20 protein-coding genes are annotated in these 23,948 nt (G+C 56.2%); 8 read left to right on the top strand and 12 right to left on the bottom strand.

Going from position 1 to position 23,948, the window contains the following annotated elements; genetic code table 11:
- The first annotated feature begins 2 nt into the window (after positions 1-2).
- The 7 genes from yidC to ABLV76_RS05325 all read left to right on the top strand — a co-directional run bounded on the left by yidC (position 3) and on the right by ABLV76_RS05325 (position 7,375).
- Entirely contained in the window at positions 3-1,649 is a 1,647-nt protein-coding gene (yidC, locus tag ABLV76_RS05355) for a membrane protein insertase YidC (RefSeq protein WP_017899657.1), read from the top strand.
- 122 nt (positions 1,650-1,771) lie between these two features.
- Positions 1,772-3,136 (top strand): tRNA uridine-5-carboxymethylaminomethyl(34) synthesis GTPase MnmE, encoded by a 1,365-nt coding sequence (gene mnmE / locus ABLV76_RS05350; RefSeq protein WP_004202288.1) that lies wholly within the window; start codon positions 1,772-1,774, stop codon positions 3,134-3,136.
- 118 nt (positions 3,137-3,254) lie between these two features.
- Entirely contained in the window at positions 3,255-3,674 is a 420-nt protein-coding gene (locus ABLV76_RS05345) for a GNAT family N-acetyltransferase (protein ID WP_064794348.1), read from the top strand.
- 99 nt (positions 3,675-3,773) lie between these two features.
- Positions 3,774-4,958, top strand: a complete 1,185-nt coding sequence (locus ABLV76_RS05340) for an MFS transporter (protein WP_348878212.1) — start codon at positions 3,774-3,776, stop codon at positions 4,956-4,958.
- Positions 4,927-5,886: an HTH-type transcriptional regulator YidZ gene (gene yidZ, locus ABLV76_RS05335; protein WP_004202291.1), complete on the top strand. Its 960-nt coding sequence runs from the start codon at positions 4,927-4,929 to the stop codon at positions 5,884-5,886. Before ABLV76_RS05340 ends, yidZ begins: the two co-directional genes overlap by 32 nt.
- Positions 5,887-6,196: 310 nt before the next feature.
- A complete protein-coding gene (locus ABLV76_RS05330) occupies positions 6,197-6,772 on the top strand; it encodes a phosphopantetheinyl transferase (protein ID WP_348878223.1) in 576 nt (191 codons plus the stop codon).
- 36 nt (positions 6,773-6,808) lie between these two features.
- A complete protein-coding gene (locus ABLV76_RS05325; RefSeq protein ID WP_004202293.1) occupies positions 6,809-7,375 on the top strand; it encodes an NADPH-dependent FMN reductase in 567 nt (188 codons plus the stop codon).
- Positions 7,376-7,420: 45 nt separating this feature from the next.
- On the opposite strand, the gene ABLV76_RS05320 is transcribed toward ABLV76_RS05325, so the two are convergent.
- The gene (locus ABLV76_RS05320; protein ID WP_004202294.1) at positions 7,421-8,758 is read right to left on the bottom strand and encodes an NCS2 family permease; all 1,338 of its coding nucleotides are present in this window, start codon (positions 8,756-8,758) and stop codon (positions 7,421-7,423) included.
- Positions 8,759-8,927: 169 nt separating this feature from the next.
- On the opposite strand from ABLV76_RS05320, the gene yieH reads away from it, so the two are divergent.
- Positions 8,928-9,593, top strand: coding sequence for a 6-phosphogluconate phosphatase (gene yieH, locus ABLV76_RS05315; protein WP_048293941.1), 666 nt, complete (start codon positions 8,928-8,930; stop codon positions 9,591-9,593).
- A gap of 174 nt (positions 9,594-9,767) precedes the next feature.
- Here yieH and ABLV76_RS05310 read toward each other — a convergent pair whose 3' ends face one another.
- The 11 genes from ABLV76_RS05310 to atpD form a co-directional block, all read right to left on the bottom strand.
- Positions 9,768-10,934, bottom strand: a complete 1,167-nt coding sequence (locus ABLV76_RS05310) for an alpha/beta hydrolase-fold protein (RefSeq protein ID WP_004202296.1) — start codon at positions 10,932-10,934, stop codon at positions 9,768-9,770.
- A gap of 38 nt (positions 10,935-10,972) precedes the next feature.
- Complete coding sequence (locus ABLV76_RS05305; protein WP_348878211.1) at positions 10,973-12,601, bottom strand: carbohydrate porin; 1,629 nt, start codon at positions 12,599-12,601, stop codon at positions 10,973-10,975.
- A 473-nt stretch (positions 12,602-13,074) separates the two neighbouring features.
- The gene (gene phoU, locus ABLV76_RS05300; protein WP_004107251.1) at positions 13,075-13,800 is read right to left on the bottom strand and encodes a phosphate signaling complex protein PhoU; all 726 of its coding nucleotides are present in this window, start codon (positions 13,798-13,800) and stop codon (positions 13,075-13,077) included.
- Positions 13,801-13,850: 50 nt separating this feature from the next.
- A complete protein-coding gene (gene pstB / locus ABLV76_RS05295) occupies positions 13,851-14,624 on the bottom strand; it encodes a phosphate ABC transporter ATP-binding protein PstB (protein ID WP_004145006.1) in 774 nt (257 codons plus the stop codon).
- A gap of 47 nt (positions 14,625-14,671) precedes the next feature.
- Positions 14,672-15,562: a phosphate ABC transporter permease PstA gene (gene pstA, locus ABLV76_RS05290; RefSeq protein WP_004202301.1), complete on the bottom strand. Its 891-nt coding sequence runs from the start codon at positions 15,560-15,562 to the stop codon at positions 14,672-14,674.
- On the bottom strand, positions 15,562-16,521 hold the full coding sequence (pstC, locus tag ABLV76_RS05285) for a phosphate ABC transporter permease PstC (RefSeq protein ID WP_004202302.1): 960 nt from the start codon (positions 16,519-16,521) through the stop codon (positions 15,562-15,564). Before pstC ends, pstA begins: the two co-directional genes overlap by 1 nt.
- Before the next feature lie 128 nt (positions 16,522-16,649).
- Positions 16,650-17,690: a phosphate ABC transporter substrate-binding protein PstS gene (gene pstS / locus ABLV76_RS05280; protein WP_004150308.1), complete on the bottom strand. Its 1,041-nt coding sequence runs from the start codon at positions 17,688-17,690 to the stop codon at positions 16,650-16,652.
- 339 nt (positions 17,691-18,029) lie between these two features.
- Entirely contained in the window at positions 18,030-19,859 is a 1,830-nt protein-coding gene (glmS, locus tag ABLV76_RS05275) for a glutamine--fructose-6-phosphate transaminase (isomerizing) (RefSeq protein ID WP_004202303.1), read from the bottom strand.
- A gap of 186 nt (positions 19,860-20,045) precedes the next feature.
- Entirely contained in the window at positions 20,046-21,416 is a 1,371-nt protein-coding gene (glmU, locus tag ABLV76_RS05270; protein WP_348878210.1) for a bifunctional UDP-N-acetylglucosamine diphosphorylase/glucosamine-1-phosphate N-acetyltransferase GlmU, read from the bottom strand.
- 694 nt (positions 21,417-22,110) lie between these two features.
- Positions 22,111-22,530 (bottom strand): F0F1 ATP synthase subunit epsilon, encoded by a 420-nt coding sequence (locus ABLV76_RS05265; RefSeq protein WP_001251971.1) that lies wholly within the window; start codon positions 22,528-22,530, stop codon positions 22,111-22,113.
- A 20-nt stretch (positions 22,531-22,550) separates the two neighbouring features.
- Positions 22,551-23,933 carry a F0F1 ATP synthase subunit beta gene (atpD, locus tag ABLV76_RS05260; protein ID WP_004144997.1) on the bottom strand — a complete coding sequence of 461 codons (1,383 nt, stop codon included), beginning with the start codon at positions 23,931-23,933 and terminating at the stop codon, positions 22,551-22,553.
- Positions 23,934-23,948 lie beyond the last annotated feature (15 nt).

The following is a 23,948-nucleotide window of genomic DNA, read 5'->3' as shown; positions in this document are numbered from 1 at the left end:
CGATGGATTCGCAACGCAATCTTCTTATCATCGCTTTGTTGTTCGTGTCTTTCATGATCTGGCAAGCCTGGGAGCAGGACAAAAATCCGCAACCCCAGCAGCAGACCACGCAGACTACGACCACAGCAGCGGGTAGCGCCGCCGACCAGGGCGTACCGGCCAGTGGCCAGGGGAAACTGATTACGGTTAAAACCGACGTGCTTGAGCTGACTATCAACACCAACGGTGGCGATATTGAGCAGGCGCTGCTTCTGGCGTATCCAAAAACGCTGAAATCGACCGAACCGTTCCAGTTACTGGAAACCACCCCGCAGTTTGTCTACCAGGCGCAGAGCGGCTTAACCGGCCGTGACGGTCCGGATAACCCGGCAAACGGCCCGCGTCCGCTGTACAGCGTCGATAAAGAGGCGTTTGTGCTGGCCGATGGCCAGGATGAGCTCGTCATCCCGCTGACCTACACCGACAAAGCCGGCAACGTCTTCACCAAAACCTTCACCCTGAAACGCGGTGGCTATGCGGTGAACGTCGGTTATAGCGTGCAGAATGCCAGCGAGAAACCGCTGGAAGTCTCGACCTTCGGTCAGCTGAAGCAGACCGCTGCGCTGCCGTCCAGTCGCGATACGCAGACCGGCGGCCTGTCCACGATGCATACTTTCCGTGGCGCAGCGTTCTCCACCGCGGATTCGAAATACGAAAAATACAAATTCGATACCATTCTGGATAACGAAAACCTGAACGTTAGCACCAAAAACGGTTGGGTTGCCATGCTGCAGCAGTACTTCACCACTGCGTGGGTGCCGCAGAATAACGGGACGAATAACTTCTATACCGCCAACCTCGGCAACGGCATTGTTGCTATCGGCTATAAATCTCAGCCGGTACTGGTACAGCCTGGTCAAACCGACAAACTGCAGAGCACGCTATGGGTCGGCCCGGCGATTCAGGACAAAATGGCTGCCGTCGCGCCGCACCTGGATCTGACCGTCGACTACGGCTGGCTGTGGTTCATCTCCCAACCGCTGTTCAAGCTGCTGAAGTTCATCCACAGCTTCCTCGGCAACTGGGGCTTCTCGATCATCGTCATCACCTTTATCGTTCGTGGCATCATGTACCCGCTGACCAAAGCGCAGTACACCTCCATGGCGAAGATGCGTATGCTGCAGCCGAAGATTCAGGCCATGCGCGAGCGTCTGGGCGACGATAAACAACGTCAAAGCCAGGAGATGATGGCGCTGTATAAAGCGGAGAAAGTGAACCCGCTGGGCGGCTGCTTCCCGCTGATTATTCAGATGCCGATCTTCCTTGCGCTGTACTACATGCTGAGCGCCTCGGTTGAACTGCGTCATGCGCCGTTTATCCTGTGGATCCACGACCTTTCTGCTCAGGACCCGTACTACATCCTGCCGATCATCATGGGCGCGACGATGTTCTTCATCCAGAAGATGTCGCCGACCACCGTGACTGACCCGATGCAGCAGAAGATCATGACCTTTATGCCGGTCATCTTCACGGTGTTCTTCCTGTGGTTCCCGTCTGGCCTGGTGGTGTACTACATCGTCAGCAACCTGGTGACCATTATTCAGCAGCAGCTGATTTACCGTGGTCTGGAGAAGCGTGGCCTGCATAGCCGCGAGAAGAAGAAATCCTGATACTCTTCATTCTTCAAGGCAACGCATCTGCGACTTGAATGATTTAGAGTAGTTACGGTAACGTTAATGCCAGAGAAGGCGGTCAATGGACCGCCTTTTTTACATCTACATAGAGAGTCACCATGAGCCATAACGACACTATCGTCGCCCAGGCAACCCCACCGGGACGCGGGGGTGTGGGCATCCTGCGCATCTCCGGCCTCAAAGCGCGCGACGTCGCGCAGGCGGTACTCGGCAAGCTGCCGAAACCGCGCTATGCCGACTACCTGCCGTTCAACGACGTTGACGGTACGCCGCTGGATCAGGGGATTGCGCTGTGGTTCCCCGGACCGAACTCCTTTACCGGGGAAGATGTGCTTGAGCTGCAGGGCCACGGCGGCCCGGTCATTCTCGACCTGCTGCTTAAACGTATTCTGACCCTGCCGGGCCTGCGCATCGCCAGGCCGGGCGAATTCTCCGAGCGCGCGTTCCTTAACGACAAGCTCGACCTGGCGCAGGCAGAGGCCATCGCCGACCTTATCGACGCCAGCTCAGAACAGGCGGCGCGCTCGGCGCTGAACTCACTGCAGGGGGCCTTCTCCGCGCGGGTTAACCACCTTGTGGAAGCGCTCACTCACCTGCGCATCTACGTGGAAGCGGCGATTGATTTCCCGGATGAAGAAATTGATTTCCTCTCCGACGGCAAAATTGAAGCCCAGCTGAACGAGGTGATGGCCGACCTCGACGCCGTCCGCGCCGAAGCCCGTCAGGGCAGTCTGCTGCGCGAAGGGATGAAGGTGGTGATCGCCGGGCGGCCAAATGCCGGTAAATCGAGCCTGCTAAACGCCCTGGCGGGCCGCGAAGCAGCGATCGTCACCGACATCGCCGGCACCACCCGCGACGTGCTGCGCGAACATATCCATATCGACGGCATGCCGCTGCATATCATTGATACCGCAGGCCTGCGCGACGCCAATGACGAAGTGGAACGTATCGGCATCGAGCGCGCCTGGCAGGAGATTGCCCAGGCCGATCGGGTGCTGTTTATGGTCGATGGCACCACCACCAGCGCCGTTGATCCGGCGGAGATCTGGCCAGATTTTATCGAGCGCCTGCCCGCTAAACTGCCGATTACCGTGGTGCGTAATAAAGCCGATGTCACCGGCGAAGCGCTGGGTATCAGCGAAGTAAATGGCCACTCACTGATCCGCCTGTCGGCACGCACTGGCGAAGGCGTCGAGGTGCTGCGTAACCACCTCAAGCAGAGCATGGGCTTCGATACCAATATGGAAGGCGGCTTCCTCGCCCGCCGTCGCCATCTGCAGGCGCTGGAAGAGGCGGCGGACCATCTGCAGCAGGGCAAAGCCCAGCTGCTGGGCGCCTGGGCCGGCGAGCTGCTGGCGGAAGAGCTGCGTCTCGCGCAGCAGGCGCTGAGCGAGATCACCGGGGAGTTCACCTCCGATGACCTGCTGGGCCGCATCTTCTCCAGCTTCTGTATCGGCAAATAACGTTTAGTCCGTAAATGTTCACTCACCCGCATTAACGCCGCGTTAATGCGGGTTTTTTCTTGCCCTTTGCGGCGCAACGTTCTCTACTTTTATCTCCCCTTAACCACGAGACTAAAGCATGACCGTTGAATATACCGTGATCGAGAAGGTGCCCTCCGCCGAAGCGTTTTGCCACCTGCGAGAGGTAGCGGGTATGTCGCCGCGCCCCCTGGAAGGCGCCAGAGCCGGGCTGCCGCGCAGCTGTTATGGCGTACATATCCTCTGGCAGGAGACGCCGATCGCCATGGGCCGCATCGTTGGCGACGGCGCGATTAATTTTGACATTGTCGACGTCGCCGTCGATCCAGCTCACCAGGGAAAGGGCCTTGGCCGGCTGGTGATGGAGAAGCTGGTCGCCTGGCTGGACGCTAACGCCTTTGACGGCGCCTACGTTACGCTGGTAGCAGATGTTCCGGAGCTGTACGCGAAGTTTGGCTTCGAAAGCGTTCGGCCGGAAAGCGAAGGGATGGCCCGCGTCTGGCGACGCCGGGACCGCTAGCTCGCGTTTCCTGCCAGGAAAATAGCGTTGTCCAAATGGCAACTCGTCTTGCGGGGCGTTCCTCACTATGCTGAACGCCATTCACTTCGCGAGGATCTCATGACACGCTTTCTTCTCTGCAGCTTTGCCCTGGTTCTGCTCTATCCCTCCGGCATCGATATGTATCTCGTCGGCCTGCCGCGTATAGCGCAGGATCTGGGAGCCAGCGAGGCGCAATTACATATCGCCTTCTCGGTCTATCTGGCCGGAATGGCCTCGGCGATGCTGTTTGCTGGCCGTATCGCCGACCGCTCGGGGCGTAAACCTGTCGCCATGGTGGGGGCGGCGATCTTTGTTATCGCCTCCCTGCTCTGCGCGCAGGCGCACACCAGCAGCCACTTCCTTACCGGACGCTTTATCCAGGGGATCGGCGCCGGCTGCTGCTACGTGGTGGCTTTCGCTATTCTGCGCGATACGCTGGACGACCGTCGGCGGGCTAAAGTGCTGTCGTTGCTCAACGGAATTACCTGCATCATCCCCGTGCTGGCGCCGGTGCTCGGCCACCTGATCATGCTGAAATACCCGTGGCAGAGTCTGTTCTACACCATGATCGGCATGGGGGTAACGGTGGGTTTACTGGCGGTATTTATCCTGCGCGAGACGCGTCCGACGGCGCCTGCGCAGATGGCTATGCCGCAGCATGGCGCGGGCGAATCGCTGTTGAACCGCTTTTTCCTCAGCCGCATTCTCATCACCACCCTCAACGTAACGGCGATCCTCACCTACGTGAACGTCTCGCCGGTACTGATGATGGAGGAGATGGGGTTCGATCGCGGTACCTATTCCATGACGATGGCGCTGATGGCGATGGTCAGCATGGCGGTCTCCTTCTCGACGCCGTTCGCCCTGTCGCTGTTTAAACCGCGCACCCTGATGGTAACCTCGCAGCTGCTGTTCCTGGCGGCAGGCGTGGCGCTGAGCCTCGCCACCCGCCAGGCCGTCACCCTGGTCGGGCTGGGCATGATATGCGCCGGCTTCTCCGTCGGCTTCGGCGTCGCGATGAGTCAGGCCCTGGGGCCATTCACGCTGCGCGCCGGTGTCGCCAGCTCGGTCCTCGGTATCGCGCAGGTGTGCGGTTCGTCGCTGTGGATTTGGATCGCCGCCATCATCGGACTCAGCGCAATGAATATGCTGATCGGGATACTCATTGCCTGTAGCATAGTGAGTCTTGTTCTGCTACTGGTCGCCACTCCGCCGCGGGTTGCGCAACACAATGAAGAAGCCGCTTTCGAGTCTCGATCTTAATTTACTGCTCTGCCTGCAGCTCCTGACCCAGGAGCTCAGCGTCACCCGTACGGCGAAGCGGATGAACGTTTCGCCCTCGGCGGTGAGCAAGTCGCTGGCCAAGCTGCGCGCCTGGTTTGACGATCCGCTGTTTGTCAAAACGCCGCTGGGCCTGGCGCCTACACCGCTGGTCAGCAGCATGGAGCAGGATCTGGCGGACTGGATGCAGATGGGCAACCAGATCCTCGATAAACCGCACCACACCATGCCGAGCGGCCTCAAGTTCGAGCTGGCGGCGGAAACGCCGTTGCTGATGATCCTGTTTAACACCCTCTCCCAGCGCATCTATCAGCGCTACCCGCAGGCATTGATTCGTTTGCGCAACTGGGACTACGACTCCCTGGACGCCATCATCCGCGGCGAGGTGGATATCGGCTTCTGCGGACGCGAAAGCCATCCGCAGTCGCGGGAGCTGCTGAGCCTGCTGCCGTGGTATATCGATTTTGATGTGCTGTTCACCGACCTGCCGCAGGTCTGGCTGCGCGCCGATCATCCGGCGCTCAGGGAGGAGTGGGATCTGGCGGCATTCTTACGCTATCCGCATATCACCATCTGCTGGGAACAACGCGATACCTGGGCGCTGGACGACGTGCTGCAGGAGCTGGGGCATAAGCGTAATGTGGCGCTGACCGTGCCGGGGTTTGAGCAATCCCTCTTTATGGCGGCTCAACCGCAGCACACCATGCTGGCCACCGCGCCACGCTACTGCCAGCACTATAATCAGCAGCATCAGCTACCGCTGGTCTCCCGGCCGCTGCCGCTAGAGCCGCAGCATCTGGAAAAGCTTCGCGTCCCCTTCACCTTGCTATGGCATAAACGCAACAGCTACAACCCGAAGCTTGTCTGGCTTAGAGATACGTTGAAAGCGCTCTATTCCGGTACGCTGTAAGCTTTGTTTCGTGTCCGTAGCACCTTATTTGCGCAATAATTTGTAAAATCCAAACAAATTCCCTTTTCAAGGGGGGATTTCGGCATTAAAACCTGTTAATACCAGGCGATAATAGCGCCCGCAGTTTTCATTCAGACCATTACTCACGGAGCGACGTATGGCAACGCATTTTGCACGAGGGATACTCAGTACCGGGGAGCCGCTATCGACACGTTTGTCAGCGGCCTGTCATCAATCCGCACGTCGGCTCCCTGAATACCGGCAAGCCCGCTTTCGCGCTTCGCGGTCGCTGCTCGCCGAACTGCTGTTTATGCTTTACGGCATCGGCGAGCTGCCTGAAATCGTTAACGAAGCCAATGGCCGACCGGTTTTTAGCGATCGTCACCTTCCCCGCTTCTCTATCTCTTATACTGGCAATATCGTTGGCGTAGCGCTGACCACCGAAGGGGATTGTGGCCTCGATATGGAGCTGCAGCGCACTGTCCGCAGCCACGACGCCGACCGGCAAAATTTCAGTAACAATGAGAATCTGTGGGTTAACATTCAGCATGACCCGGACGAAGCGCGCAGCCAACTGGTGGCGCTGCGGCGCAGCGTGCTGAAGCTGACCGGTGAAACATCAATGCAGCTGCAGCTGCTGCCTGGCTCCGGCCGCCTGCGTACCGCCGGCAGCCTGCCGATCGAAGCCGTCTGTGACGCCGAATCGCTGCTGGTGTGGTCGATTGCCGCTACCCCGAATATCGGCCCGCTGAAGGTCTGGGAGTATGACGCTAAGGGAGGCGACTGGCACAGCCTGGCGGACGCTCAGCGGCGCGCGCGCGAGCCGTCAGCCCGCCTGATGCGCTTTACCAGCCTACCCACGGAAAAAACCTTATCCCTCAATTGACCGGTCTTGCCGGCATCATGATCCAAAGGAGCAATCATGTCAGATACCTTGAAAGTGGTTACGTTACTCGGCAGCCTGCGTAAAGGGTCGTTTAATGGAATGGTCGCGCGTACCCTGCCCGGCATCGCGCCGGCGGGCATGGACATCTCCGCGCTGCCGTCAATCGGCGATATTCCGCTGTACGATGCTGATATTCAGGAAGAAGAGGGATTCCCGCAGCGCGTGCAGGAGATTGCGCAACAGATCCGCGAGGCGGATGGCGTGGTGATCGTCACCCCCGAGTATAACTATTCCGTGCCTGGCGGCCTGAAAAACGCCATCGACTGGCTTTCACGCCTGCCAGAGCAGCCGCTGTCCGGCAAGCCGGTGCTGATTCAAACCAGCTCAATGGGCGCCATCGGCGGCGCGCGCTGCCAGTATCATCTGCGGCAGATTCTGGTGTTCCTCGATGCGATGGTAATGAATAAACCGGAATTTATGGGCGGCGTGATCCAGAACAAAGTGGATCCGCAGTCAGGTGAAGTGGTCGATCAGAGCACCCTCGACCATCTGCGCGGCCAGCTGACCGCCTTTGGCGATTATATTAAGCGGGTAAAAGCATAAAAAAAGCCCGGCAGCGATGCCGGGCTTTTTCATCATGCGTGCGGATTAATGTGCATCAATAAAGACAATCTTCAGCACGAACAGCAGCGAGACGATAATTACGCAAGGGCTGAGGTCGCGCAGACGGCCGGTGCCGATCTTCATCACGCAGTAGGAGATAAAGCCCAGGGCGATACCTTCAGTGATCGAGAAGCTAAACGGCATCATCACCGCGGTGATAAACGCCGGTACCGCTTCCGTCAGGTCATCCCACTTCACGCGCGCCAGGCTGGAGGTCATCAGCACGCCGACGTAAATCAGCGCGCCGGCGGCCGCATAGGCCGGAACCATCCCCGCCAGCGGAGAGAGGAAGATAACCAGCAGGAACAGGATACCGACGACAACGGCGGTCAGGCCGGTGCGCCCGCCTACGGAAACGCCGGAGGAGGATTCGATATACGCTGTTACCGACGAGGTGCCGATGAAGGAACCTGCCACCGACGAGACGCTATCGACAAACAGCGCCTGCTTCATGCGCGGGAATTTACCGTTGGCGTCCGCCAGACCCGCTTTATCCGTCACGCCGATCAGCGTCCCGGAGGAGTCAAACAGGTTGACCAGCATAAAGGAGAAGATTACCCCGGCCAGGCCCAGATTCAGGGAGCCCGCCAGATCGACATGACCGATCACCGAAGTCACGCTCGGCGGCGCTGAGACGATACCGGTGTAGTGCACATCCCCCAGCATCCAGCCCAGCAGGGTGGTCACCACGATAGAGACCAGTACCGCGGCGTGAATGTTGCGCGACGCCAGAATCGCGATGATAAAGAAGCCCAGCACGCCCAGCAGCACGCTGTGGGAGGTAAGATGACCAATGCTGACCAGCGTTTCCGGGTTAGCGACGATAACCCCGGCGTTCTTCAGGCCCATCATACCGATAAACAGGCCGATCCCGCTGGTGATGCCCACGCGCAGGCTCAGCGGAATATTGGCGATCATCCAGTAGCGTACGCGGAAGATCGTCAGCAGCAGCAGGCCGACGGCGCCCCAGAAAATCGCGCCCATGCCGACCTGCCATGGCAGGCCCATCGCCTGCACCACCACAAAGGCGAAAAAGGCGTTCAGGCCCATCGCCGGCGCCAGAGCAACCGGCAGGTTCGCGAACAGCCCCATCATGATACTGCCGAAAGCGGCAATCAGACAGGTGGTCACAAACACGGCGCTGGTATCCATGCCCGCTACGCCAAGAATTTGTGGGTTAACAAAAACGATATACACCATCGTCAGGAACGTGGTGAAACCGGCGATGGCTTCCGTGCGCACCGTGGTGCCGTGCTCGCGCAGTTTAAATACGCGCTCCAGCAGACCCTGGCCAGAAGACTGGCTGGTTTGTTGTTGACTCATTATCGGTTTCCGAACGTAAGGAGGGAAAATTCGACGCTATCCTATACCAAATTACAGCGCCAGGCGCGGTTGTATGGTAATTTTTTTCATTTATTTTGCTTATACGGCAACGATTGCGTCGCGGCATTGGACATGACGAAAACGTTAAACTTGTTAATATGGAATGGCTATGACTCAACCAGAAGCAGTATTTTTTGACTGTGACGGCACGCTGGTCGACAGCGAGGTAATTTGCTCCCGCGCCTACGTGCACATGTTCCAGGAATTTGGCATTACGCTGGAGCTTGCAGAGATTTTTAAGCGCTTCAAAGGCGTAAAGCTGTACGAAATAATCGACACCATCAACGCCGAGCATGGCGTTAACCTGCAAAAGGCCACCCTGGAGCCGATTTACCGTGCGGAAGTCTCCCGCCTGTTCGATAGTGAACTGGAAGTGATTGCTGGAGCCCAGGCGCTGCTGGATGCGGTAAGCGTCCCGATGTGCGTGGTCTCCAATGGCCCGGTCAGTAAGATGCAACACTCTCTTGGCCGCACCGGCCTGCTGCACCATTTCGCTGACCGGTTGTACAGCGGCTACGATATTCAGCGCTGGAAACCCGATCCGGCGCTGATGTTCCATGCCGCAAAGGCGATGAACGTTAACGTTGAGAACTGCATTCTGGTTGATGATTCCAGTGCAGGTGCACAATCGGGAATAGCCGCCGGCATGGAGGTGTTCTACTTCTGCGCCGATCCGCACAACCCGCCAATCGATCATCCCAAAGTGACAACCTTTACCGATCTGGCTGCGCTGCCGGCATTGTGGAAAGCGCGCGGTTGGGATATCACTCGCTAGCCCCCGGCGTCGCCTGGCCGGGCGACGGTTGGCAGCAAGGGTAGCCCGGTAGCGCTGTGATCTCGCCCAGAACAGGATGGCTGGCGACCGGCTTAACTCATTATCTTCGGACACAAGCACTTTCATCTTGTCTTTCTTCACTCGCGGAAAACGGGGGCTAAACGCCCCCTCCGGCTATTTAAACAGTTTTTGCACAAACTCCGCGTAGGCAGGGCGCCAGACGTCCATTTCATGGTTCAGGCCGGGATAGGCGTGATAGTCAAAGTTGATCTTCTGTTTTTCCAGCTCGCTTTTCAGACCCGCGATGTCTTTGCCGGTCACGGAATCTTTTTCCCCGACGACCACGGTAAAGTTACGCAGCTGTTTATTGATCGCCTCAGGATGCTTCAGCTGTGCTTCCACACCAGCATTCGGCACCGTGGTGGTTGTGACGCCGCTAAACGTGGCGAGCCAGCCAAAGCTCTCCAGATGATTCATTCCGGAGACCAGCGCCTGATAGCCGCCCTGCGACAGCCCGGCGAGCGCCCGGCCATCCGCGTCTTTACGCACATTAAAACGCGCATCAATCAGCGGAATGATATCGTTCATCAGCTCGTTATCAGCCGCTTTCGCATTTAGCGGATAGAAGGTTTTGCGTCGCTCCTGCGGCGGGAAGTTTTCCGCGATGGCTTCCGGGATATCGGTTTCGGTATCCGGGACCACCACCAGCATTGGCTTGATCTTGCCCTCCGCCAGCAGGTTATCCATGATTTGCGGGATCCGCCCCTGATCGATGGCCGACAGGCCGCTGTCGCCAAAGCCATGATAGAAATAGAGCACCGGCAGCGGATCGCCGGTTCCGCTATAACCCGGCGGCGTCCAGACATAGAGACGACGTTCAGCGTTCAGTGCCTTTGAGTGATAGGTAAGGGTGCGCAGATCGCCGTGCGCGACCGCCCGATCGTCAAGAATACTGCCCGGCACCAGAATCAAACTGGTGTTCACCTGGCGCTGCGGCTTCTGATAGCGGCTGCCGGTATCTACCGAGCGGAAGCCATCCACATCGAAATAGTATTCATAGAGATTGGGCTTCATCGGCTCGCTTTTCCATGTCCAGACTCCGTCCGCTGCCTTGGTCATGTCGTGCGAGACAAAGGTGTCCGGCGTGGCGCCGGTGACTACCGAAACCCGCCGGGCATCAGGGGCAAACAGGCGGTAAGTGATACTTTTATCCGCGTTAACTTGGGTGATAAAGTGGCTCACCGGCAGGGAGGGGTCCGGCACCGCGGGCAACGGTGCCGCCTGAATGGTGAACGCCGCGCCCGCCAGCGCCAGGGCGAAATAAATTGCATGTCGTTTCATCGTTATTCCTCTTATGTTGTGTCCGTTCTGTTATCGTCTCACCACCAGATTTCCGCCTGCGCCCCTACGGCAAACTGATCGTTTTTACCGTCTTCAAAAATGCTGGTGGTGTTATTCGCGGCCTTATCCAGGTCGATATCCTTCGCTTTAATATAGGTGGCATAGAAGCGAATTTCCGGGCGCGAGGTCAGCATACTGGTATTAACTTTGAAGGTATGGAACAGCGTGGTCTTATAGCCGGACTCGTTATATTTTTTGCCGGTAACATCTTTGTTTTGCTGCTTGAAGTACCCCAGTTCGACGCCGGTCTGGTTATATTTATTCCAGATAGCCGGTCGCAGGACCGTACGGATGGATTCAAAATCGGAGTGGGCCCCGGTCTCGTAGCTGTAAACGTCGTTACCAAAAGAGTAAACGATGGCATTCGCCATAATAATGTCATCACGTAAATAGGTTTCCCCTTGCGAGGTTAAGCGCACGGCGGTGCCATTGGTATGGTCGCCATAATAGCGGCCGTTAAAGGTTGTATAGGGGCTGGATCCGGCATAGCGCGAGAAGCTGCTGGCAATGGAGTTATTCGCCAGTAAGAAAGAGAATTCGTTAAAGCCGCCGTTAGCAAATTTTTGCGTTAACGAGGTGCCGGCCATCCAGGTATCTTTCCATGGATAATAGCCTTCATTGCCCTCTTTATATTTCTCAGAAGAACTTTGGTTGGCAGCGACATAGCGTCCGCTGACCATCAGGCTGGCTTTATCCCACAGCGGGATCTCTTTGTAACGGATATCAAGGGTATTGGTGTTTATTTGCTGCTTATTGCTCAAGGAACGATCGTAGTCATCAACATCTTCCCGCACCAGCGCGATATCGAATTTCCCGACGCCAACCTGCCAGTTTTCCAGCCCCACGCCAGCCGCCGCATCGGTTCTCTGCGTTTTCCAGTCCAGCATCTGGATCTCGATTTTTGGCGCACCGTGTTTGCCGACCCAGAAATCGGCCTCCGGGGCAAACGGCAGGAATCCTTTGGTGTTAACGTACATATCCGAGAATTGGATGTAGTTTTCGCCGCCGGCATTGTCGCCAAACCAGCCAGTGGAATACTGCTGGCCAACGTTCCCGTCGAGCATCACGATGGCGTCGACGCGTTTATCGCCTTCCTGAAACACCCGCTGCTTCAGCTGCAGATCGAACCAGCCGGAATATTCATTGCCCAGACGGCCAAGCGAGCCGATGGCCCACGATTTTGGCGAGCCATGCGAGGCGGTTCCCCAGCCCGAGCGGAAGTAGCCGTTATAGCTAAAGCCAATTTCATCTTTGACGAACCTGCTAAAATCTTTCAGCGTCATCGCGCTGTAGGCTGGTGCACTGTCTGTAGCAGGTTGTTGATTTTTGACCAGTACCGCATCCGGTTTCACCGCTGCTTTCGGTCCGGCTGCCGCCGCGACGTTGCGCTTCTGGCTCTCTGCAGGCGGAGACCATGAGGCCCAAATCTGGTCTCTTTTTCTCTCCTGGTCTTGATATTTTTTGAGCTCTTTTTGCGTATCGCTGAGCGCTTTTTCCAGCAACTCAAGCCGTTGCTCTACCGTCAGCTGGCTCGCGATCAGGGAGGTTGAATAACAAAGCGGCGCCAGCAAGGCTATCGCCGAAGCGATCCTGGTTTTTCTCATCATAATATTCCCTTATATAAGTATTGGCATTAATAAAAACGACAGCGACAAGCATCGCGCGGGTTCAAATAGCTTTATCCATACCGCTTAAGGGCGCGGGGACTGTTATTTTTGCGCCTGGAAAAAAGCAAAAAAACCCGAAGAAGACGATCTGCCTTAACAGATAATCCTCTTCAGGTTTTGCCCGCGCATCGCGGTAGCAACCCTTATTAAGTCATTCTTCGCACGCATAAAAAAACCTGATATCGCCGCCGTGGGGGCAATATCAGGTTTTGCCTGCTGTCGCAGTAACAATCCGTTTAAAACATTCTGAGCTTGCGCGCTCAGTCAGTGGATGCTGATTGTTACGCGATAAAATGAAGAACTCAAACGGGCAGCCTGTTAATTGTGACGATAATCTCAGCAATATCGCTGCCGGTGGAGGAATCATATCTAATTCTGATAAATCCATTCATCAGAATTAGACAAAATGATTATTACTCTTTCGGATCTTTACCAGCGAGCAATTTATCCAGTTCATCGCCGCCCACATGACGGAAATCCTGGCCTTTGACGAAGTAGAAAATATATTCGCAGATATTCTGGCAGCGGTCGCCGATACGCTCGATGGAGCGCGCGCAGAACAGCGCCGTCAGGACGCTGGGGATAGTGCGCGAGTCTTCCATCATGTAGGTCATCAGCTGACGTACGATGCCTTCATATTCCTGGTCGACTTTCTTGTCTTCGCGATAGATACGTACCGCCTCGTCGAGATCCATACGCGCGAAGGCATCCAGCACGTCATGCAGCATCTGCACCGTATGGCGGCCCAGCGATTCAAGGCTCACCAGCAGCGGCTGATGCTGCTGGGAAAACTTCTCCAGCGCGGTACGGCAGATTTTATCCGCCACATCGCCAATGCGTTCCAGCTCAGCGATAGTCTTGATGATCGCCATCACCAGGCGCAGGTCGCTGGCGGTCGGCTGGCGCTTGGCGATGATGCGCACGCAGGCTTCATCGATCGCCACTTCCATCATGTTGACCTGTTTGTCGCCGTCAATCACGCGTTTCGCCAGTTCGCTGTCCTGGTTATGCATTGCGGTGATCGCATCAGAAAGCTGTTGCTCCACCAGCCCCCCCATGGTCATCACCTGGGTGCGGATATACTCCAGTTCAGCGTTGAACTGGCCGGAAATATGTTTGTTAAGATTTAGGTTGTCCATGGTGTCTCCTGATTGCCCAACTGGTGAGAGCCTGAAAGCACAAGGGCAAATCAACCGTAGCGGCCAGTAATATAATCTTCAGTTTGTTTCTTCGCGGGCTTGGTGAACAGATCATCCGTATTGCTGAACTCAATCAGCTCGCCAAGATACATAAATGCCGTATGGTCGGAGCAACGCGCAGCCTGCTGCATGTTGTGAGTCACGATAACGACGGTGTAGTCCTGTTTCAGCTCGGTGATCAGTTCTTCGATACGCCCGGTGGAGATCGGGTCCAGCGCGGAGCACGGCTCATCAAGCAGCAGCACTTCCGGGCGGATCGCGATACCGCGGGCAATACACAGACGCTGCTGCTGACCACCGGAGAGAGAATACCCGCTCTGGTGCAGTTTATCTTTGGTTTCGTTCCATAATGCGGCTTTGGTCAGCGCCCACTGCACGCGCTCGTCCATATCGGCACGGGACAGTTTTTCAAACAGGCGCACCCCGAAAGCGATGTTGTCGTAAATGGACATCGGGAACGGCGTTGGCTTCTGGAACACCATGCCAACCTTAGCGCGCAGCAGGGCGATATCCTGGGTGTTAGTCAGAATATTGTCGCCATCCAGTAGGATCTCACCTTCCGCACGCTGCTCTGGATACAGTTCAAACATTTTGTTGAACGTGCGCAGCAGGGTGGATTTACCACAGCCTGACGGACCGATAAACGCCGTTACCTGGTTTTTGGTGATATCCAGGTTGATGTTCTTCAGGGCATGGAATTTGCCGTAGTAGAAGTTCAGGTTACGAACTGAAATCTTACCCGGAGCTGTATTCACCATACTCATCTCAATCTCTTCCTCATTCAGCGCAGCCGTGGCTGCGCCGCAAAAAATTAACCGTGTTTCTTCTTGGCGAAGATAACGCGCGCCAGGATGTTCAGCAGCAAGACGCACAGGGTGATAATCAATACCCCGGCCCATGCCAGTTGCTGCCACTCCGCAAACGGACTCATGGCAAATTTGAAAATGGTCACCGGCAGGTTGGCAATCGGCTGCATCATGTCGGTGCTCCAGAACTGGTTAGACAACGCGGTGAACAGCAAGGGCGCCGTTTCCCCAGCGATACGGGCGATAGCCAGCAGGATCCCGGTCATAATCCCTGAGACGGAGGCTTTCAGGGTGATCGCCGAGATCATCTTCCACTTCGGCGTCCCCAGCGCATAGGCCGCTTCACGCAGGCTATCCGGCACCAGTTTCAGCATGTTTTCGGTGGTACGAATAACGATAGGCACCTGCAGCAGCGCCAGGGCGATAACGCCCGCCCAGCCCGAGAAGTGCTGCATCTGCGCCACCACGATGGTGTAGACGAACAGGCCGACCACGATAGACGGTGCGGAAAGCAGAATATCGTTGATAAAGCGGATAATTTCAGCCAGCACCGACTTGCGGCCATACTCCGCCAAATAAATTCCGGCGAGGATACCCAGCGGCGTACCAAAGACGGTTGCCCACAGGATCAGCAGGCCGCTGCCGGCGAGGGCGTTGGCCAGACCACCGCCCGCGGTATTCGGCGGCGGCGTCATTTCGGTAAACAGCGCCAGACTCATGCCGTCGAAGCCGCGGGTTATGGTCGCCATCAGGATCCAGATAAGCCAGAACAAACCAAACGCCATGGTGGCCATCGACAGCGCCAGAGCGATACGGTTCTTCATGCGGCGTTTGGCCTGCATCTTGCGGCGGGACTCCGCCAGCTCGGCGGTGCTTTGCATTTCAATGGTCGCCATTAGCGTGCCCCCTCATTCTTCGCGAGGCGCATAATCATAAACTTCGACGCCGCCAGAACGATAAAGGTGATAACGAACAGGATCAGGCCCAGCTCCATTAGCGCCGCCACGTGCAGGCCGGTTTCCGCTTCGGCGAATTCGTTGGCCAGCGCGGAGGTAATGCTGTTCCCCGGCATATACAGCGATATGCTGTCGAGCTGGTAGGTGTTGCCGATGATAAAGGTGACCGCCATGGTTTCACCCAGCGCGCGGCCCAGACCGAGCATCACGCCGCCGATCACCCCGTTTTTGGTGAACGGTAAAACGATGCGCCAGATCACTTCCCAGGTGGTGCAGCCGATGCCATAGGCCGACTCTTTCATCATCACCGGCGTCTGTTCGAAAACATCGCGCATGACCGCGGCGATATAAGGGATGATCATGATGGCCAGAATGACGCCAGCGGCGAGAATGCCAATCCCAAACGCCGGGCCGGCAAACAGCGCGCCGACGAACGGGATGGTCGACAGGACGTTACCCACCGGCTCCTGGAAGTAAGTCGCAAACAGCGGGGCGAAAATAAACAGGCCCCACATGCCGTACACGATACTCGGGATTGCCGCCAGCAGCTCAATCGCAATGCCCAGCGGGCGCTTGAGCCAGGCGGGGGACAGTTCAGTCAGAAACAGCGCGATGCCGAAGCTCACCGGGACGGCGATCAGCAGCGCGATAAAGGAGGTCACCAGAGTTCCGTAGATCGGCACCAGCGCGCCGAAGATTTCGTTGGGCGCATCCCACTCTTTGGTCCACAAAAAGGCAAAGCCAAACTTTTGAATGCTCGGCCAGGAAGAGATGATCAGGGAAACGATGATGCCGCCCAGCATCAATAGCACAATCAGCGCAGCCAGTTTTACCAGCGCACTGAAAATTATGTCACCCTTTTTCCCCGGAGGGGTAAATGCAGGCTTGGTTGCAGCCATAGATTACTCTTTACGTATTAAAACTTGTTCGAATAAATGCCCGGTGGCGTTGGCTCCCGGGCCTACAGTCTGAACCGTAGGGCGGGCAGCGCCTGAACGCCCCCGCCATCTTCGTCAAAAATCTACTTTTAGTACAGCGCTTTACCGCTGCTGTCTTTGACGTTGGTTTTCCATGCCGCACGAACCTGCTCTACCACGCTTTCCGGCAGCGTCGCGTAATCCAGCGCATTGGCTTCTTTCCCGCCGTTTTTATACGCCCAGTCAAAGAACTTCAGCACTTCGGCGGTCTGCTCAGGCTTGTTCGTCGCCTTATGCACCAGGATGAAGGTGGTTGAGGTGATCGGCCATGCGTTTTCACCTTTCTGGTTAGTCAGGTCCTGAGCGAAAGACTTGCTCCAGTCAACGCCTTTTGCGGCGTTAGCGAAGTTGTCTTCAGTCGGGCTAACCGGCTTGCCGTCGGCAGAGACCAGTTTGGTGTACGCCAGGTTGTTTTGCTTGGCGTAAGCGTATTCGACGTAACCAATCGAGCCCGGCAGACGCTGAACAAAGGCGGCGATACCGTCGTTGCCTTTACCGCCCAGACCGGTTGGCCAGTTAACGGTAGAGCCTGCGCCGATTTTCGATTTCCACTCTTCATTCACTTTGGACAGGTAGCTGGTGAAGACGAAGGAGGTACCGGAACCATCGGCGCGGCGAACCACGGCGATATTCTGCGACGGCAGCTTCAGACCCGGGTTGAGCTTAGCGATCGCTTCGTCATCCCATTTTTTAATTTTACCCAGGTAGATATCGCCAAGGGTTTTGCCATCCAGCACCAGCTCGCCGGATTTCACGCCAGGCAGGTTAACCGCCAGCACCACGCCGCCAATCACGGTCGGGAACTGGAACAGGCCTTCCTGGGTCAGTTTGTCATCAGCCAGCGGAGCATCAGAAGCACCGAAATCCACGGTGTTGGCAATAATCTGTTTAACGCCACCAGAGGAACCAATACCCTGGTAGTTCACTTTATTGCCAGTTTCTTTCTGATAGGTGTCAGCCCATTTGGCATACACCGGCGCAGGAAAAGTTGCACCTGCGCCAGTCAGGCTTGCTGCTGCGAAAGCAGAGAAAGCGCTCATCGATAAGGTCGCGGCGACAACTGTTGCGACGGTGGTACGCATAACGTTCATAATGTCTCCTGCTGGGATTCGTAAATCATTGTTTCGAGGCTATGGTGAGCAAAATAGGTCAAAGAGGTGACAGTAAAATGTACGAATTATGACAGTTTTATGACACGCCGGTAGGGGGGATTTTACGTCAAATTATACGCTTATAACTCAAATGGTTATCTACTAGCATGACCACACAATGACAGAATAATTTTCTTTTTATGACAGCGAAATCGCAGAGCAAAACGATCGTTTGTCATCTATCGCCTCCCCAGATATTGCGCACAAGATCGGCGAAAAACAGCAGGTAAAAATAAAAAAGGGCCGCCGCCGGCAGCCCTTTGCAAAAGAGATAATACGTTACTCAACCGTGACCGATTTCGCCAGGTTACGCGGCTGATCAACGTCAGTGCCTTTGATCAGCGCAACGTGATAAGCCAGCAGCTGCAGCGGTACGGTGTAGAAGATAGGCGCGATGCTCTCTTCGACATGCGGCATCTCAATGATGTGCATGTTGTCGCTGCCGTTGAAGCCGGCGTCACCGTCGGCGAAAACGTACAGCTCACCGCCGCGGGCGCGAACCTCTTCAATGTTGGATTTCAGTTTTTCCAGTAGCTCATTGTTCGGCGCCACTACGATCACCGGCATTTCCGCATCAATCAGCGCCAGCGGGCCGTGCTTAAGCTCGCCTGCCGCGTAGGCTTCCGCATGAATATAGGAGATCTCTTTCAGCTTCAGCGCCCCTTCCATAGCGATCGGGTACTGATCGCCGCGGCCAAGGAACAGCGCATGATGCTTATCAGAGAAACGCTCTGCCAGCTGCTCAATACGCTTGTCCTGGGAGAGCATCTGCTCGATACGGTTCGGCAGCGCCTGCAGGCCGTGGACGATATCATGCTCAATGGACGCATCCTGGCCTTTCAATCGCGCCAGTTTCGCCACCAGCATCAGCAGCACCGTCAGCTGAGTGGTAAAGGCCTTGGTCGAGGCCACGCCAATTTCCGTTCCGGCTTTGGTCATCAGCGCCAGATCGGATTCACGCACCAGCGACGAGCCCGGCACGTTGCAGATGGCCAGCGAGCCGAGATAGCCCAGCTCTTTCGACAAACGCAGCGCCGCCAGGGTATCGGCGGTTTCACCAGACTGGGAAAGGGTGATCATCAGGCTGTTACGACGCACCGCAGACTTCCGATAGCGGAATTCGGAGGCGATTTCCACATCGCACGGCACGCCGGCTAACGCCTCGAACCAATAGCGGGAGACCATCCCGGAGTTATAGGAGGTCCCGCAGGCAACAATCTGAATATGTTCAACCTGAGCCAGCATTTCATTGGCGTTCGGCCCCAGCTCGCTGAGATCGATTTCGCCGTGGCTGATACGCCCGGTCAGGGTGTTCTTAATCGCATTTGGCTGTTCGAAAATCTCTTTCTGCATATAGTGGCGATAGATACCTTTATCGCCGGCGTCATACTGCAGATTGGATTCGATCTCCTGACGCTTCACTTGCGCAGCGGATTTATCGAAAATCACTACCGAGCGACGAGTCACTTCCGCAATGTCGCCTTCTTCAAGGAAGATGAAGCGGCGGGTAACCGGCAGCAGCGCCAGCTGGTCGGAGGCGATAAAGTTTTCCCCCATGCCCAGACCGATAACCAGCGGGCTACCGGAGCGGGCCGCCAGCAGGGTACCCGGGTCGCGGGTATCCATGATCACGGTGCCGTAGGCGCCGCGCAGCTGCGGGATGGCGCGCAGCACGGCTTCACGCAAGGTTCCACCTTGTTCCAGCTCCCAGTGCACCAGATGGGCGATAACTTCGGTATCGGTCTCAGTGACGAAGACATAGCCGCGAGACTGCAGCAATGCGCGCAGCGGCTCGTGGTTTTCGATGATCCCGTTATGGACCACCACAATGTGTTCAGAAACATGCGGATGCGCATTGCTCTCAGACGGTTCGCCGTGCGTCGCCCAGCGAGTATGGGCGATCCCGGTACCACCGTGTAACGGTTGCTCTTCGACCGCCTGAGCCAGCATCTGTACCTTACCCAGGCGACGCACGCGGGTCATATGACCTTCGCTGTCGACTACCGCCAGACCGGCAGAGTCATAGCCACGGTATTCCAGACGACGTAAACCTTCGAGAAGGATTTCAGCAATATCACGCTGCGCGACTGCGCCAACAATTCCACACATAGTTAAATTTCCTGATAATGGCGATATGCCATGCGTTGTCGCTGACCTGTATTTGCCCGTTTTCCGGGCGCCCCGAGCCTTGTAGAGAGTGGGGTTATTGTTATGGTACTGCCTGCGGACGGGGATCTATGTTGACCCTCTCATCCTGGTTCGCCTGGCGTTGTACACCCCCGGCGACAATTCTGTTCATTTTTTCTTCACCGGACGCTGCCAGCCCTGCTTATGGACCTGCGGCACGCGGCTCAACACCAGTTCGTTATCGGCGATATTGCGTGTGACGGTGGTGCCGGCGGCGATAGTGACGCCGTTGCCTACCGTAACCGGGGCCACCAGCTGGGTATCCGAGCCGACAAAGACATCGTCGCCAATAATCGTTTTGTGTTTGTTCGCGCCATCGTAGTTGCAGGTGATGGTGCCCGCGCCGATATTGACGTTATCACCGATCTCCGCATCGCCCAGATAGGTCAGATGACCCGCCTTGGAGCCTTTGCCGAGACGCGCCTTTTTCATTTCCACGAAGTTGCCAACGTGGGCGCCTTCCAGCAATTCGGCGCCCGGGCGCAGACGGGCAAATGGACCGATGGTGCAGGCCGCCTGCAGCTGGGCATCTTCCACCACGCTGTAGGGGCTGATTTCACAATCATCGCCGATGGTGCTGTTTTTGATCACGCAGCCGGCGCCGATTTTCACTCGATCGCCCAGCACGATGCAGCCTTCCAGAATAACGTTAGTATCGATCTCCACATCGCGCCCGTGCTGCAGCGTACCGCGCAGATCGAAACGCGCCGGATCGCGCAACATCACTCCCGCCAGCAGCAGCTTTTCCGCTTGCTCAGCCTGGTAGACGCGCTCCAGGCGCGCAAGCTGCAGGCGGTTGTTGACGCCTTCGACTTCGCTCAGGCGCTGGGGATGCACGGCAACGATCTCGCGACCTTCCTGATGCGCCATGGCGATGATATCGGTGATGTAGTATTCGCCCTGGGCGTTGTTATTGGTGAGATTCGCCAGCCAGCGCTTGAGGTCCGCTCCGCCGGCGATCAGGATCCCAGTGTTAATTTCCTGAATCTGGAGCTGCGCCTCGCTGGCATCTTTGTGCTCAACGATGCCCGTCACCTGGCCATTTTCACGGGTAATGCGGCCGTAGCCGGTTGGATCATCCAGCTTCACCGTCAGCAGACCAATCCCGCCCTGCGGCTTCGCGGCGCGCAGGCGCTGTAGCGTCTCGACGGAGATCAGCGGCACGTCGCCATAGAGCATCAGGATGTCTTCATCATCATTGAAGAACGGCGCCGCCTGCTGCATGGCGTGTCCGGTTCCGAGCTGCTCGGCCTGTAGCACCCAGTTCAGGTTGTCTTCATGCAGCGTCTGACGCAGCAGATCGCCACCGTGGCCATACACCAGGTGTACCGCACATGCGCCTAAATCGTTAGCGGCATCAATGACATGCTGCACCATTGGCTTCCCGGCCAGGGTATGCAGCACCTTAGGAAGATCGGAATACATGCGGGTCCCTTTGCCTGCGGCAAGGATAACCACGCTCATCGCACTATTTGACATACTCATCCTGACGGTAGTTAGAACGAAAAGTAAAAGCCTTTCACGTTGAAATTTCTACATATTTTTCATCATAAAACGAGACGTGGAGAAAACGTCCAGGCTCACTGCTATACACCATTTTATGACGCTATTTTTAACCACTGCAAATCAGTTTAACGCTGAAAAAGGAGGGCGGGGAGGATAATCATTGACTATCTCACTGCTTTTGCTGTTTTTTCGCCACCTGAATAAAGCCGCTGCGGAAAGCGATTTTCAGTACCCACAGCGGGAAGAACCAGGATAATCGTCGCCAGTCGCTGGCGGGGGAGGACGGCAAAGTGATTGATGTAGCGATAAAAAACGAAAGGCCACCGTCAGGTGACCTTCTTTGCCCGGTTTCACATCGCCAGTGTTGTCGTTTTGATGGGCGATACGTCATGTCAGCGGGGGGATAGCGCGGAGCTTAGAAGCTCAGGACGCTAAATTTAGCGATGATTTTATGGAACAGTTTCATGATGATTTCCTGACGCAGGTGCAGTTTGATAACGCTATTTTATGTGATATACATCACACAAAACGGAGTCTACGCTTCATCATTTAACTAATCAATAACAATTAAGGGTGAATTCTGTTTTCACTTCATCCGCTCGTCAGCAGCTGGGCATAAAAAAAGCCAGCCTGGAAACCAGACTGGCTTTTTACGTTCAAGCCGGTGTTACATCGCTTTTTTGGTCAACTCGATAACGCGCAGTTTAGCGATCGCTTTGGCCAGTTCCGCAGACGCCTGAGCGTAATCCACATCGCCGTGAGAGCTCTTAATGTGCTCTTCCGCTTTGCGTTTCGCTTCCAGCGCTCGCGCTTCGTCGAGGTCCTGACCACGAATTGCGGTATCCGCCAGGACGGTCACGCTGCCAGGCTGCACTTCAAGAATGCCGCCGGACAGATAGATAAACTCTTCATGACCGTGCTGTTTAACGATGCGAATCATACCAGGCTTAATGGCGGTGAGCAGCGGTGCGTGTCCCGGGTAAATACCCAGTTCACCTTCGCTACCCGTTACCTGGATTTTTTCGACCAGACCAGAGAACATTTGTTGCTCTGCGCTGACGACGTCCAGGTGGTAAGTCATTGCCATATCACCCTCCGATTAAGGCGTTAAAGTTTTTTGGCTTTTTCCACGGCTTCGTCGATGGAACCGACCATGTAGAACGCCTGCTCTGGCAGGTGATCGTATTCGCCTTCCATGATGCCTTTAAAGCCACGGATGGTGTCTTTCAGCGCCACGTATTTGCCCGGAGAACCGGTAAAGACTTCAGCCACGAAGAACGGCTGGGACAGGAAGCGCTGGATCTTACGTGCGCGAGCTACCACCAGTTTGTCTTCTTCAGACAGTTCGTCCATACCGAGGATGGCGATGATGTCTTTCAGTTCCTGATAACGCTGCAGGATGGACTGCACGCCACGCGCGGTGTCGTAGTGTTCCTGACCAACAACCAGCGGATCCAGCTGACGGCTGGTGGAGTCCAGCGGGTCAACAGCCGGGTAGATACCCAGGGAAGCGATCTGACGGCTCAGTACTACGGTTGCATCTAAGTGAGCAAAGGTAGTGGCTGGGGATGGGTCAGTTAAGTCATCCGCCGGTACGTATACCGCCTGTACGGAGGTGATAGAACCGGTTTTGGTGGAGGTGATACGTTCCTGCAGAACGCCCATCTCTTCCGCCAGAGTCGGCTGATAACCTACCGCTGAAGGCATACGACCCAGCAGTGCGGATACTTCCGTACCGGCCAGGGTGTAACGATAGATGTTATCGACGAACAGCAGTACGTCACGACCTTCGTCACGGAATTTCTCAGCCATGGTCAGGCCGGTCAGCGCAACGCGCAGACGGTTTCCCGGCGGCTCGTTCATCTGGCCGTACACCAGGGATACTTTATCGATAACGTTGGAATCGGTCATTTCGTGGTAGAAGTCGTTACCCTCACGAGTACGCTCACCTACGCCCGCAAACACGGAGTAACCGGAGTGCTCGATCGCGATGTTACGGATCAGCTCCATCATGTTTACGGTTTTACCGACACCCGCACCACCGAACAGACCGACTTTACCGCCCTTCGCGAACGGACACATCAGGTCGATAACTTTGATGCCGGTTTCCAGCAGTTCCTGAGAGCTGGACAGCTCTTCATAGGACGGCGCTGCGCGGTGGATAGCCCAACGCTCTTCTTCGCCGATGTCGCCTTTCATGTCGACCGGTTGACCCAGTACGTTCATGATACGACCCAGCGTAGCTTTACCAACCGGGACTTCGATCGGGTGCTCGAGGTCTTTTACATCCAGACCGCGGCGCAGACCATCGGAAGAACCCATGGCGATGGTACGCACGATACCGCCGCCCAGCTGCTGCTGAACTTCCAGCACCAGAACTTCATTACCATTCTGTACCTCAAGGGCTTCGTACACGCGTGGTACGGCATCCTGAGGGAACTCGACGTCGACCACGGCGCCGATTACCTGGACAATCTTTCCAGTAGCCATCTTAAATCCTCTACG

Source organism: Klebsiella sp. GB_Kp047 (assembly GCF_040065235.1).
GTDB lineage: Bacteria > Pseudomonadota > Gammaproteobacteria > Enterobacterales > Enterobacteriaceae > Klebsiella > Klebsiella quasipneumoniae.
Note: the sequence above shows the minus strand (reverse complement) of the source record. Positions and strands in the feature narration are given on the sequence as shown.